This window comes from Nonomuraea sp. NPDC050536 (assembly GCF_044457685.1).
In the GTDB taxonomy this organism is placed as follows: Bacteria; Actinomycetota; Actinomycetes; order Streptosporangiales; family Streptosporangiaceae; genus Nonomuraea.
Window position 1 is genome coordinate 365,250 of record NZ_JBITHD010000005.1, and the last position, 12,697, is coordinate 377,946.

Consider the following 12,697-nt stretch of genomic DNA (forward strand, 5'->3'; position numbering starts at 1 on the left):
GAATGTTCACAGGCCGTTTACCTGCGCGGATGCTTGGTAGTGTCACATCCGCCCGGTTCGGGGCGTCAAGAGAGATGTGAGAGTGCGAGTGATGGACGACAGCGAGCTCCTGGCCGAACGCTTCGAGGAACACCGGGCCCACCTGCGGTCCGTGGCCTACCGGATGCTCGGCTCGGTCAGCGAGGCGGAGGACGCCGTCCAGGAGGCGTGGATCCGGCTGAGCCGCTCGGACACCAGCGACGTGCAGAACCTAGCCGGCTGGCTCACCACGGTCGTGGCCCGCATCGGCCTCGACATGCTCCGCTCGCGCGAGTCGCGCCGCGAGGAACCGGTGGACACGCACGTGCCCGACCCGATCGTGACGGTCGACCCCGAGCAGGAGGTCGTCATGGCCGACTCGGTCGGGCTCGCGCTCATGGTCGTGCTGGAGACGCTGGCGCCCGCCGAGCGGCTCGCCTTCGTGCTGCACGACATGTTCGCGGTGCCGTTCGAGGACATCGCCGCCATCCTCGGCAAGTCGGCCGCCGCGACCAGGCAGCTGGCCAGCCGCGCCCGCCGCCGCGTGCAGGGCTCGGGCCCGGTCGCGGACCCGGACGCCAACCGTAAGCGCGAGATCGTGTCGGCCTTCGTCGCCGCCTCACAGGGCGGGGACTTCGAGGCGCTGGTCGCACTGCTGGACCCGGACGTCGTGCTCCGCGCGGACGCCGGCGCCTCGCCGCTGTCCAAGCTCATCAGCGGCGCCGCCGCGGTCGCCGGTCAGGCGCTCTCCTTCCAGCGCATCGCGCACCTCGCCCAGCCGGCCCTCATCAACGGCAACCCCGGCATGGCCACCCTCGTGGACGGCCTGCTGGTCGCCGTCATGGACCTCACGGTCGTCAACGGGAAGATCGCCGAAATCAACATCCTCGCCGACCCGTCCCGCCTCGCCGCCCTGAGCTGACCCTTCCCTACGGCAAGCCATCCACCCCGGCGCGCCCGACGAATACGCCACACCACCCCTCCCGGAGCGGCCCCACCGGCGGGGGGTGGTCACGTGTATCTCCTGGGCCGCCTCCACCGACGAAGATCAGGTGCGGGCGGTGGCCAGGAGGGATTCGGCGGTGGGGGTGTCGGTCACCAGTTGGTTGAAGTAGCCGCCCTTGGCGGCGGCGATGATGGAGGTGATCTTCTCGCCGCCCACCGCTATGGCGATGGAGGCGGGGATGCGGCGCAGTTCCTCCAGGCCTGTGGCCACCAGGCGTTCGCTGCCCGGGTACTCGACCGGGTCGCCGTTGCGGTCGTAGAAGCGGGAGCAGACGTCGCCGACCGCCTGCCTCAGGCTGGTCGCCTCGCGGGGCACGAAGGCGGGCACCACCTGGCGCATCAGCGGGGCCGAGCCGACGCCGACGATGGCGCACTTGGCGTGCGCCCACAGGTCCATGACGCGGCGGACCGAGGGCTCGTGCTGCAGCGAGTTGAACAGCTCAGGTCCCGGCAGGGCGGGCGCGTAGAGGTAGCTGGGGACGCCGCCGAGGCGCTCGGCAAGGATGCGGGTGGTCTCGTTCGTCTGGAACCAGGGCTGCGGCTCCTCCTGCCCGCCCACGGCCGGCGCGATCGTGACGCCGGGGAAGCGGCCGAGGCCCTCGCGGGCGCACTCGTAGACGGTGCTGCCGGAGGAGACCAGCACCACGTCGCCCGCCTCCAGGCCCACCGCGGCCAGCGCCCTGGCCAGCCCGGGGGCCAGCCACGGTCCGAGTGCCGGGCCGCTGACCTTCGGCACCAGGTAGACGCGCTGGATCCGGAGGGCGTCGGCCACCTGGGCGGCCAGCGGGCCCTCCTCCAGGGTGGCCGGGCGGTGCACCCGGATCTCGACGATGCCCTGCCTGCGCGCCTCGGTCAGCAGGCGGCTCACGGTCGCGCGGCTGACGCCCAGGCGCTGGGCGATGTCGGCCTGGGTGGCGTCCTCCAGGTAGTACTGGGAGGCGGCCGCGTACATCAGCTCCTGCGGGAACCGGGCCTCCTGCATGGCGTCGGTCATGGCGCGCGCCCCCCTGGGTCCCGTGAACACTTGTGCAGAACGGATGCGCAACGACTATACCCTCGTGGCTCCGAGGGAAAGGCTAGGCACTCCACGCTTCCAACGCGACCCATCCGGAACCCCAACCCATCCCCACGTTCAGCTCCTTCCGGACATCCGGGTGCCGGAGGGCTTCCGGGCGCCGGGTCGGCGGAGGTCGCTGTACGGCGGGCAACCCGAGACCGTGGTGCCCGCACAACGAAGCGCCGTGACGGCGAGCAAGGATCCCCGACTCGCCAGAGGCGCCGGTCACGGGTCCTCAGCCGAAGCACGGTGGGCGGCCGGTGGCGGCGGCCCGCCGTACCAGAGAATCAAGAACCAACAAGCGAAGTACGGAGGGCGGCCCGCCGTACCAGAGAATCAAGAATCAACAAGAGCATCCCCCAGCGGCGTGCGGGTGTAGAGCACGTGGCGGGACGAGCGGGAGCCGGTGATCAGGCCGGCGTTGCGCAGCGCGGCCAGGTGACCGCCGGTGGTGCCGAGGCTGAGGCCGAGCAGCCCCGCCAGGTGCGTCGTCGTGGCGGGCGCCGCCAGCTCGGTGAGGATGCGCGCCCGCGTGCGCCCGATCAGCGTGGCCAGCCCCGCGGCGGCTGCGGGGATCTCGGCCGCGACGCCGCGCGCGGGATAGACCAGTGCGTATGGCCAGGCGTCCTCCAGGTAGGTGCCGATGCTGTGGCAGAACGCCGAAGGCAGGAAGAGCAGCCCGCGCCCGCCCAGCCGGTGGGTGCGGTCGGCCAGGCTCCGCATCTGGCACTCGACGAACCCCTCGGGATCCCACCGCACCCGCGGATGCAGGTCGTCGAGCGCGACCCCCCAGCCGTAGGTGGCCAGCTGCCCGGCCCTGTGGACGACCTCCCGCTCCAGGATCGCGTTGAAGCGCGGCCACTCGGCGGCGACGATCTCCGTCCAGAGCGCCTCGTAGGCGTCGGCGAGCAGCCGCACCGCGTCGGGCCCGAGCAGCAGGTCCCTGATCCAGCCCGGCACCGGCCGCAGCTCGGCCAGCACCTTGGCGATCTCGCCGTAGGCCTGCGCGGGCGGCGTGGCCCGCATCGCGGCCAGCTCCCGCTCGAACGGCACGCTCAGCCCGGCAGGCGGCGGCGCGATGAAGTCGACGTTGGCGGGACCCTGGTTCCCGGTGATCGTCAGCACCGCCCGCAGCGCCGGATGCTGCTCGAGAAGCCTGCCGTACGGCTCCCGCCAGCGCTCCACCCAGGCACGGTGGACCCCGGGACCGACCCGCCCGTCGAGCACCCACTGGGCGTGCATGGTCTCGATCAGCGGCGAGATGGCGAACCGGCTGGCGACGACGTCCTGTGGGGTCACCTCGATCCTCAGCACGTTTCGGTTATATCCGAAGAATTAGCCGCCCAAGAAGAGCGGGGCCGACCATCGTCGGCGTGACACGCACAAGCTTCGGCGAGGTCTTCGCCGTCCGGGAGTTCAGGGTGCTGTTCGGCAGTTTCGCGCTGCTGGTCGTGGGCGACTCGATCAAGATGCTGGCCCTGTCGGTGCTGGTGTACGCCCAGACAGGCTCGCCAGGCCTGTCGGCGGCCGCCTACATGGCAGGTTGGCTGCCCTACATCGTCGGCGGCATGTTCCTGCTGTCGCTAGCCGACCGGCTGCCGCCGCGGGGTGTGATGGTGGCGGGCGAGCTGGTGCGCGTGGTGGTGTGCCTGCTGCTGGCCTACAAGGGGACGCCGGTCCTGGCCATGCTCGGTCTCGTCCTGGTCTCCGGGTTGTTCTCGCCGGTGTTCGGCGCGGTGCGCAGCGCGATGCTGCCGGACGTGCTGCCCGGCGACGCGTTCGTGCTCGGGCGGTCGCTGCTCGGGGTCGCCTCGGCCGGCTCTCAGGTCGCCGGGCTGGCCGTGGGCGGCACGTTCCTGGCCATCACCGGGCCGCGCGGGGCGCTGGTGATCACCGCCGCGCTTTCGGCCGTGGCCGCGCTCGTGCTCCGCTTCGGTCTGCCGTACAAGGAGGCCCGAGGTTCAGGGGAGCGGGGAGCAGTGCGGACGACGCTGCGGGTGAACGGCAGGCTGCTGACCGACCGGCGGGTGCGCGGGCTGCTGCTGGCCGGGTGGCTGCCGTCGATGTGCCTGGCGGGGGCCGAGTCGATGGTCGTGCCGTACCTGGACGGGCAGGGGCAGGCGGGCGTGGTGCTCGCGGCGGCGGCGGGCGGGATGGCCGTGGGGGAGTTCTCCGTGGGCCGCTTCGCCACGCCGCCGTGGCGGGAACGGCTGTCCTGGCCGCTGGCGGCGCTGATCGGGATACCGCTGCTCGGCTTCGCGGCCGCGCCGGGTATCGCATGGGCCGCGGTGCTGGCCGCGGCGGCCGCCGCCGGGCTGTCCTACCAGCTCGGGATCCAGCGCCGCTTCGTGGACGCCGTGCCGGAGGAGGTGCGTGGCCAGGCGTTCGGGCTGCTGTCGGCCGGGCTGATGAGCGGCCAGGCCGTCGGCGCCGTGCTGATCGGCGTGCTCGGCCAGACGATCGGGCCCGGCCCGGCGATCGTGGCGGCCGGTGTCGCCGGGATCCTGGTGGCGCTGGCCCTGGGACCGGTCCTCAGGCCGGAAGCTCGCCAGAGCCTCGCGCGATGAGCTCGACGGGCAGCTGGACGTGCTCGGCGGGCCCGCTGTCGCCCGACAGCCTGCGGAACAGCAGCTCCGCCGCCACCCTGCCCAGCCCGGCCGGATCCTGCGCCACCACGGTGATACCGGGGTCGAGCAGGTCGGCCAGCTCGAAGTCGTCGAATCCGACCAGCGCCGTCGGCCGCCCTCTGATCGCGCGCAGCACGGTCACCGTGAGCCGCCCGTTGCCGGTGAACAGCGCCGTCGGCGGATCCTCCAGCGCGAACATGCCCTCCAGATCGGCCCGTACGGTGTCCAGATCCGGAGCCCGCATCGCCACCAGCCGCTCGTCGAACAGCTCGCCGAGCGCCGCCCGGTAGCCGCGCAGCCGCTCGGCCGCGGTGAAGATGGCGGGGTGGTCGCCCAGGAACGCGATGCGCCGGTGGCCGCTGTTCCTCAGGTGGGCGACCGCCTGCCCGGCGCCGCCCGCGTTGTCGCTCAGCACCGTGTCGACCTCGATCCCGGGTCCCGGGGGCCGGTCCACGAACACCGCCGGCGTCCCCGCCTCCAGCTCGGGCCGCAGGTAGGAGTGGTCGTCGCCGGCGGGCACCACGATGAGGCCGTCCACCCGGCGCGCGCAGAACGTGCGCACCAGCTCCCGCTCCCGCGAGGGCTCCTCGCCGGAGGAGCCGCTGAGCAGCAGGCAGCCGTGCTCGATCGCGACGTCCTCCACGGCCCTGCTCAGCCCGGCGTAGAACGGGTCGGCCACGTCCTCGATGACCAGGCCGATCGTCGCAGTCCTGCCCTTGCGCAGCACCCTGGCGCTCTCGTTGCGGCTGTAGCCGAGCTGCTCGATGGCCTCGCGCACGCGTTCGGCGGTGGTGGGATTGACGCCCGGCTCGCCGTTTACGACGCGCGAGACGGTCTTGAGCGCCACCCCGGCGGCCGAGGCGACATCCTTCATCGTGGGTCTCACGCCTGGATCATTTCCCAAGCTGGGCTCGTAGACAACGTTGTCAGCGCCATATGGGAGAGTGGGACGGCTATGTCACTGAGATCCGTACTGCTCGTCGCCGGGTTCGTGCTCGCCGCGCTGAACCTCCGCCCGGCCATCGCGGGCGTCTCCCCGCTGCTCGACGAGATCATGCGGGACGTCGGCCTGACCCCGGCCGGCGGCGGTGCGATCACCACGGTGATGATCGTATGCCTGGGCGTGTTCGGCCCGCTCGCCCCTCTCCTGGCCCGCCGGATCGGCCTGGACCGCACGCTCCTGGCGGGCCTGCTGGTGCTCGCGCTCGGCATCCTGCTGCGCGCTCTGGACGGCGCCTTCGCGCTGTACGGCGGGTCCGCCGTGGCCGCCACGGCCATCGCGGTGATGAACGTTTCCATGCCCGGCCTGGTCAAGCAGCACTTCCCCAGCCAGGTCAGCCTGTACACCGGCCTCTACAGCGCCTGCGCCGCGACCGGAGCGGCGGCGGCCTCCGCCCTGATGATCCCGCTTGAGCGTGTCACCGGGTACGGCTGGCGTGGCGTCACCGCCCTGATGGCGTTGCCGGCGGTGGTGGCCGCGCTGGTCTGGCTCCCGCAGACCCTGGGCAAGCAGGCGGGCGGGCAGAACGGTCCCCGGCCGTTCGGCATGGTGCTGCGCAACCGTGTCACCTGGTACGTGACCGGGCTCATGGGCCTGCAGTCGCTGACGTTCTACGTCATCCTGGCCTGGCTGCCGACGATCTTCCTGGAGGCGGGGCTGCCTGCCGACCAGGCGGGTTACCTGCTGAGCCTGACGACCCTGGTGCAGGTGGTGGCCACGTTCGTGGTGCCGGTGCTGGCCGGGCGGCGGCGCTCGCAGTCCGGCTACGTCGCGGCGGCGGTCGGGCTCACCGTGGCCGGATACCTCGGTCTGCTGCTCGCGCCCGCGTCCGTGCCCTGGCTATGGATGATCGTGCTGGGCGCGGGGCAGGGGGCGGCGTTCGGCCTGGCGCTGCTGCTGATCACGCTGCGGGCGCCGGATCCTGCGGCGGTGACCGCGCTGTCGGCGGTGGCACAGTCCGTCGGGTACGTGCTGGCCGCGCTCGGTCCCGTGCTCTTCGGCGCGCTACGGCAGGTGTCCGGGGGGTGGACCGTGCCGCTGCTCACCGGGCTCGGCATCCTGATGGTGCAGCTGGCCGTCGGATGGCTCGCGGGGAGGGGACAGCGTGCTGACGGAAGTGCTTGAACGGCTGGCCGCCTCGCGGGGCGGGGTCATCGGGGTCGAACCGGAGCTCGTGATCACGTCCACGGACGGGTGGACCCCGGCGGGCTCGCTGGTGCGGGAGCCGTACACGCTGCTGGGGGAGTTGGTGGACGAGACCGCGGCGCGGTGGGGCGCGCCGGCGCACGTGGGCGCGGCGCTGTTCTGGAAGACCTACACCTACTGGCACGTCCTGCCCATGGCGCTGGGGTGGGCTCTGGACGGCCGCGTCCCGATCCCGAAATTTCGGGACACGTACTTCAAGGTGTCGGGAGCCGGGGTGACGGTGGCGGCCACCTCGCTGGCGTGGGGGACCTCCCGGGACATCGGGGAGGCGCTGCTCGAGTCCGAAGAGCCGCTGGTGAAGGTCATCAGCAGCCAGTACAGGGTGGGGGAGCGGACCCTGTGGGGCTCGACCGCCGAGGCGTTCGCGCACCCGCTCACGCAGATCGTCCGCGGCGACTACATGGCGCTGCTGCGGGAGATCGGCGAGCCGGTGGACGGGCTGGTCGAGCCCTTCGGTGAGGAGTACTTCCGCAGGACCTGCTGCCTGTGGATCGCGCTGCCAGACGTCGAGCCCTGCGGAAGCTGCTGCGTGCTCAGGCCACGGCCTCGTCCATCGGCCTGAGCTCGTCGGCGTAGCTCACCGAGACGCGGCGCATCACGCCGGTGTCCTCGATGGAGTACTGGCCCAGCCGCCACAGCGGCGGCGAGTAGGCGTGGATCGACACGCTGTTGTCCACGGCGCCGTTCAGCCGGTGGATGTGGTCGGGGCCGAAGTGGAACGACTGCCCCTCGGTCACCACCGTCTCCAGGTGCTGGCCGCCGATGCGGGGGTTGCACTCCAGCAGCGCGCCCTGGACCACGTGCACCGCGCCGGAGGAGATGTCGTGGTCGTGCCAGCCTGTGTCGTCCTCCGGCCGCCAGCACAGCAGCCAGATGTCGACGTAGGCGTCACGGTAGAGCGAGGCGTAGTGCCTTCCCCCGTCCTCGGGAAAGTCGACCTTCTCCTGCCACTCGGCGGGGTTGGCCGCCAGCTCGTCGACCAGCCGACACAGCTCACGCCTGTCGAGGGTGCGTTCGGGGAGCCTGGCCTGGATCTGTTGGCTCACGGACGGATCTCCTTTCTGCCGAGTAGACGACGGGGGTTGGTCACCCGGACGGCGTGGCCCGCCGCCTCGCCGAGTCCGGGATCGGGGGCCGTGGCGTAGGGGGCATCGGAGCCGTTGACGACGACGTCGATGCCGAGCTCGCGGACGATCGCGTCGATCGCGCGCGGGCCGTAGGAGGAGGTCTCCACGAAGCAGCCGGGGTCGACCAGGCCGCGGGAGTCGCCGCCGCGGGTGATCAGGCGCTCGGAGTGCAGCGGGGCCAGGCCAGCCAGCAGGGCGAAGCAGACCCTCAGCTCGGGGAACCTGGGCCTGATCTCGGCCTGGAAGTGGTACCACGCCTGGTGCATCTGCTGGACGTAGGGGACCACGGCGGGCCACCAGCCGGGCCTGGACCGCTCGTGGTCCGCGGCCCCCGGATGCACGAACAACGGCTTGTCCCGATTTACCAGGACCTCGAAGAGTTCGCTCTGGTGGATGGCGGTGGCGGGGATCTGGAGGCCGGCGAAACCGCGGTCCAGGTCCTCGGCGAGGCGGCCGGGGTCCGGCAGGCTGTGGCAGGTGGCCGCCCAGGCGCCGTACGGCTCAGGGAGCTTCAGCGCGCCCTCGTGGTAGGCGTCGATGAGCGGCCAGGCCTGTTCGGGAGGCAAGAACTCGATGCCGAGCGGGCTGGACAGCGAGACCAGCGCCAGCTCCAGGCCCGTGGTGTCCCTGTCCGCGTGGTCGGCGGGATTCACCTCGTAGGGGGGCTCGCCGTCGAGGTGGAGCGTCCAGTCGTCGAGGTAGGGCGGGGACGTGCGGCGGCGCAGCGCGTCGACGAACTCGGGCGTCCACAGGTGCTGGTGCACGTCGATAATCAAGGCCACACCTCCCTCTATTTCCTACTGACTTTATAGGTAAACAGCCTATCCTGCGAAGCGACTCGCCTGAATCGTTTCAGTCCAACTCAAGTGAAGCGATTCAGTGATACGGTTCAGTGAACCGCTTCACTTGAGGTTTGTCAATCGCTTGCGGGCTTCTGTCGGTCGTACACAATAAGCTGGCAGGATGCCTCGCAAGAGAGCGACGATCCGGGAAGTCGCCCAGGCCACCGGCCTGTCCCCGGCTGCTGTCTCATACGCGCTGCGCGGCCTGCAGGTTTCCGAGGAGACCAAGGAGCGGGTGCGTGCCGCGGCCGCCGAGCTGGGCTACGAGGCCGATCCCATCGCCCGTGCCCTGGCCTCCGGCCGCACAGGCATGATCGGTCTCCTCTGCGGCTCGCTGGAAGACCTGTGGCAGCAGTCACTGGCCGTGGGCATCAGCAGGGGCCTTTTCGACAAGGACCGCTACGCGCTGATCCTGGACGCCGTCGGCGACCCCGCCCGCGAGCGCTCCCTCGCCCAGCAACTGCGCGACCAGCGGGTCGACGGCATGATCGTGCAGCCCATCGACCCGGCCGCCGAGTTCTGGCCAGGCCTGTGCGAGTCGGTCCCCGTCGTGTCCATCGGCGACTCGATCACGGGCACGGCCGGCGAGGTCGTCTTCGACAACCGCCGCGGGGTCACGCTCGCACTCGAGCACCTGCAGGCGCACGGCCACCGCCACGTCGCCCTGCTCACGCCCACCAGGGCCAGCACGCCCGACAGGCCCGCAGACGTCTACGTCATAGCGGAGGGCGAGCGGCTCGGCCTGGACATCGAGGTCGCCACGGCCCCCCACGACCTGGCCGGCGCCACGGCGGTGGCCCGCGACGTGCTGTCCGAGCGGCGGGCCAGCGCCATCTTCTGCTTCGCCGACTCGATCGCGTACGGCGTCTACGCCGCGGCCCACGACCTCGACCTGTCGATCCCCGGTGACGTCTCGGTCATGGGCTACGACGACCACCCCATGTCAGGGCTCCTCACGCCCGGCCTCACGACGGTCGACTGGGACATCGACGGCATCGTCCGGGCGGCGGTGCGCCTCGTCTCGGCCGCCGCCGACGGCGCCACCCGCCGCCGCCGCGTCGTTCAGCAACCCACCCTGCGGCTCCGCGCGTCAGTAGCCCCCCGCCCGGCCTGAGCGGTCTCGCGATGCCCGTCCGGCTATTCGTCCCACGGGGTGCTGATTTCGAGGCTGCCGTCGATGCGGAGCTTGCGCCTGGCGCGCTCGTAGAACGTGGTGCCCAGCCGTACCACCTTGGCGGCGCCTGCGATCGCCCTGACCGTGACCCGATCGCCCGGGCACAGATGTCCCATGACCGCGCCGTCGACCTCGACCGCCAGCCGGCCGCTCGTCGGCAGCAGCTCCAGGGCGACCTCCTCGTCGGCCGGCAGGACCAGCGCCCGGTTGAACACCGAGTGCGCCGCGGCCGGCACCACCAGCACGGCCTCGACCCGCGGCGAGACCACCGGCCCGCCGGCCGAGAAGCTGTAGGCGGTGGAGCCGGTCGAGGTGGCCACGATCACCGCGTCCGCCGAGTAACGGACGAACGGCTGGCCGGCTGCGGTGACGGTGATGTCGGCCATGCCCTCGCCGGGAATGCGCACCAGCGCGATGTCATTGAACGCCAGCACACCGGCGGCGCCCTCCAGATCGGTCTCGACGGCCATGCGCGGCTCGATGGTGTAGCGGTGCTCGTCGATGGCCGACAGCGTGCCGGGCAGTTCCGCCACGTCGATCTCGGCGAGGAACCCCAGCCGCCCCAGGTTGACCCCGAGCACCGGGGTCGGGCGCCGGGCGATGAGCCGCATGGTGCGCAGCATCGTGCCGTCGCCGCCCAGGCTCACCAGCAGGTCGGCCCGCTCGACCAGGGTGTGCGCATCAACGGCCACGGCGCTGCAGTCGATGCGGCCCACCTCGTCGGGCAGCCCGAGCACCGCGGCCCCCTTGCCGGCGGCCCAGCCCACGACGGCGTCGATGGCCTTCTTCGAATCGCGTTGAGGATGCAAAACCAGCCCCACCGTCGCCACCATGCCCATGCTCCCAGCCTATGGTGACCCGGCGGCACCCGCAGCTCGCCACCAGACGAAGAAAAGGTCCACGCCATGACCTACGAGGCCGACCTGCCGCCCATCCGCCTCCGCTGAGGCCCCGTCCCCGGAGGATTCAGCACGAGCAACGCTCGTAGTGGGAGTCGACGGCGGGCTGTCCGGTGTAGTTCGGACCCGACCCGTCATCGGCTCCCACATAGCTGTACGGCAGGCGAACCTCTCGCCTGCCGTACGACCTGATCCGTTTGGCGCGTGCGTCATAGTCGAGCCCGGCAACTCGCAACGCCCGCGTCAACGACGCTCCTGCCGGGGCGCCGTCCTCTCGACGGACACTGCGCGCGTCGAAGTTGGCCACGAACAGCCCGTCCTCGGTCAACCGCCCGGCCGCGCCGGCGATTACGCCCAGCTTGTCACCCACATAGTGCAGGCCATGCACGCTCGTGATCAGGTCAAACGCGCCCTCGGGCACCCACGCGGTCACCGACGCCGTGATCAACCGCAGTCGCGGCGGGCACGGCGGTCCAGCGAAGAAATCCACCAGGTCCACCCCGATGATCTCCGCCTCGCTCGGGATGGCGTCGATCTTTCCGAGGGCGAGCACCACAATGCGATCATGGCCGCAAGGCAGGGCGGATAAGGTCGGATGTCAAATAGAAAACCCCAGCCCGGATATATCCGAGCTGGGGTTTCTATGCTGTGCGCCGCCAGGGACTCGAACCCCGGACCCGCTGATTAAGAGTCAGCTGCTCTAACCAACTGAGCTAGCGGCGCTTGCGACAGCAGTAACTGTAGCACCTCCGGCACATCACCCAAGCCGTCGCGCCAGCTCCTCGTAGGCCCCGGTGACGAGGTCCCAGAAGCGCTTGACGTCCAGAACGGTTGCCACCTGGGCGTTCCCCTGCGACACCTTGAAGTCCGTGACCGTCATGCCGGCGGTGTACCTGCCCATCGTCTCCACGTTGACCTGGGCGGGGACGCAGGTCACGAGCGTGGGGTCGAGGGCGTAGGCCACGGCGACGGCGTCGTGGATCGCGGGGCCGCCGTCGGCACTGATGACGCCGTAGTACTGGGCGGCCGGCACCACGAGGTCGGACAGGCGGCCAAGGCCGCGCATGCGGTCAAGCACGTCACTCGTCACCAGGGCAGTGAGCGTGACGTCCAGGCCCATCATGTGGACCTGCCAGCCCGCCTCGAAGACGATCGAGGCCGCCTCCGGGTCGGCGAGCATGTTGAACTCCGCCGCGGGGTTGTGGTTGCCACGCGTGTAGGAGCCACCCATGATGATCAGCTTCCGTGCCCACTCCACGATGCGAGGCTCACGGAGTACGGCCAGCGCCACGTTCGTCAGCGGTCCGATGGCGATCAGCGTGATCTCGCCGGGGGAGGCGGCCAGCGTCTCGATGATGAAGTCCGCCGCGTGCCCCTGCGCGGCCGGCCGTACGGCGGGCGGCAGGACGACGTCGCCGAGCCCGGTGTCGCCGTGGACGTGCGGAGCCCTGACCGTCTTGCGCAGCAGGGCGCCGGCGGCGCCGGGCGTGATGGGCACGTCACCGAGGTCAAGGAACTCCCGGAGGGCGAGCGCGTTGGCGGTCGTCAGGGAGAGGTCGACGTTGCCGCCGACGGTGGTGATGCCGACGATCTCCAGGCGGGAGGCGGCCAGGGCGAGCGCCAGGGCATCGTCGATGCCCGGATCGCAGTCGATAAGGACCTTTGTCACGGTTTCAGAGGATATCGGGACATGTCCGGCCCACAAGCCGGGGCGGAGGGATCCCGGGCATGAAATCGGGGCC

13 protein-coding genes and 1 tRNA gene are annotated in these 12,697 nt (G+C 71.1%); 5 read left to right on the forward strand and 9 right to left on the reverse strand.

Annotated elements, in window-relative coordinates:
* The first annotated feature begins 91 nt into the window (after positions 1-91).
* Positions 92-940 (forward strand): RNA polymerase sigma factor SigJ, encoded by an 849-nt coding sequence (sigJ, locus tag ACIBHX_RS17675; protein ID WP_397068150.1) that lies wholly within the window; start codon positions 92-94, stop codon positions 938-940.
* Between the two features lie 126 nt (positions 941-1,066).
* On the opposite strand, the gene ACIBHX_RS17680 is transcribed toward sigJ, so the two are convergent.
* Positions 1,067-2,017, reverse strand: coding sequence for a sugar-binding transcriptional regulator (locus ACIBHX_RS17680; RefSeq protein ID WP_397068151.1), 951 nt, complete (start codon positions 2,015-2,017; stop codon positions 1,067-1,069).
* Between the two features lie 399 nt (positions 2,018-2,416).
* On the reverse strand, positions 2,417-3,394 hold the full coding sequence (locus tag ACIBHX_RS17685; protein ID WP_397068152.1) for an ArsR family transcriptional regulator: 978 nt from the start codon (positions 3,392-3,394) through the stop codon (positions 2,417-2,419).
* A 59-nt stretch (positions 3,395-3,453) separates the two neighbouring features.
* Between ACIBHX_RS17685 and ACIBHX_RS17690 the strand changes: the two genes are divergently transcribed.
* Entirely contained in the window at positions 3,454-4,647 is a 1,194-nt protein-coding gene (locus tag ACIBHX_RS17690; RefSeq protein ID WP_397068153.1) for an MFS transporter, read from the forward strand.
* Here ACIBHX_RS17690 and ACIBHX_RS17695 read toward each other — a convergent pair.
* Entirely contained in the window at positions 4,613-5,593 is a 981-nt protein-coding gene (locus tag ACIBHX_RS17695) for a LacI family DNA-binding transcriptional regulator (protein WP_397068154.1), read from the reverse strand. The two genes, ACIBHX_RS17690 and ACIBHX_RS17695, sit on opposite strands and share 35 nt — an antisense overlap.
* 69 nt (positions 5,594-5,662) lie before the next feature.
* Here ACIBHX_RS17695 and ACIBHX_RS17700 point away from each other — a divergent pair, with 69 nt between their 5' ends.
* Positions 5,663-6,832 (forward strand): CynX/NimT family MFS transporter, encoded by a 1,170-nt coding sequence (locus ACIBHX_RS17700; protein WP_397068155.1) that lies wholly within the window; start codon positions 5,663-5,665, stop codon positions 6,830-6,832.
* Positions 6,813-7,475 carry a hypothetical protein gene (locus ACIBHX_RS17705; RefSeq protein WP_397068156.1) on the forward strand — a complete coding sequence of 221 codons (663 nt, stop codon included), beginning with the start codon at positions 6,813-6,815 and terminating at the stop codon, positions 7,473-7,475. The genes ACIBHX_RS17700 and ACIBHX_RS17705 overlap by 20 nt, the downstream gene beginning before the upstream one ends.
* On the opposite strand, the gene ACIBHX_RS17710 is transcribed toward ACIBHX_RS17705, so the two are convergent.
* Both ACIBHX_RS17710 and ACIBHX_RS17715 read right to left on the reverse strand, forming a co-directional pair.
* Complete coding sequence (locus tag ACIBHX_RS17710; RefSeq protein WP_397068157.1) at positions 7,447-7,959, reverse strand: cysteine dioxygenase; 513 nt, start codon at positions 7,957-7,959, stop codon at positions 7,447-7,449. The genes ACIBHX_RS17705 and ACIBHX_RS17710 overlap by 29 nt on opposite strands.
* Positions 7,956-8,822, reverse strand: a complete 867-nt coding sequence (locus tag ACIBHX_RS17715; protein ID WP_397068158.1) for an amidohydrolase family protein — start codon at positions 8,820-8,822, stop codon at positions 7,956-7,958. Before ACIBHX_RS17715 ends, ACIBHX_RS17710 begins: the two co-directional genes overlap by 4 nt.
* A gap of 181 nt (positions 8,823-9,003) precedes the next feature.
* Here ACIBHX_RS17715 and ACIBHX_RS17720 point away from each other — a divergent pair, with 181 nt between their 5' ends.
* A complete protein-coding gene (locus ACIBHX_RS17720) occupies positions 9,004-9,996 on the forward strand; it encodes a LacI family DNA-binding transcriptional regulator (protein WP_397068159.1) in 993 nt (330 codons plus the stop codon).
* Positions 9,997-10,019: 23 nt separating this feature from the next.
* On the opposite strand, the gene ACIBHX_RS17725 is transcribed toward ACIBHX_RS17720, so the two are convergent.
* From ACIBHX_RS17725 to ACIBHX_RS17740, 4 genes are all read right to left on the reverse strand, one after another.
* Positions 10,020-10,895 carry an NAD(+)/NADH kinase gene (locus tag ACIBHX_RS17725; protein ID WP_397068160.1) on the reverse strand — a complete coding sequence of 292 codons (876 nt, stop codon included), beginning with the start codon at positions 10,893-10,895 and terminating at the stop codon, positions 10,020-10,022.
* A 127-nt stretch (positions 10,896-11,022) separates the two neighbouring features.
* On the reverse strand, positions 11,023-11,511 hold the full coding sequence (locus ACIBHX_RS17730) for a class I SAM-dependent methyltransferase (protein WP_397068161.1): 489 nt from the start codon (positions 11,509-11,511) through the stop codon (positions 11,023-11,025).
* A gap of 93 nt (positions 11,512-11,604) precedes the next feature.
* A tRNA-Lys gene (locus ACIBHX_RS17735) sits at positions 11,605-11,678 on the reverse strand.
* 34 nt (positions 11,679-11,712) lie between these two features.
* The gene (locus ACIBHX_RS17740; RefSeq protein ID WP_397068162.1) at positions 11,713-12,624 is read right to left on the reverse strand and encodes a nucleoside hydrolase; all 912 of its coding nucleotides are present in this window, start codon (positions 12,622-12,624) and stop codon (positions 11,713-11,715) included.
* Between the last annotated feature and the right edge of the window lie 73 nt (positions 12,625-12,697).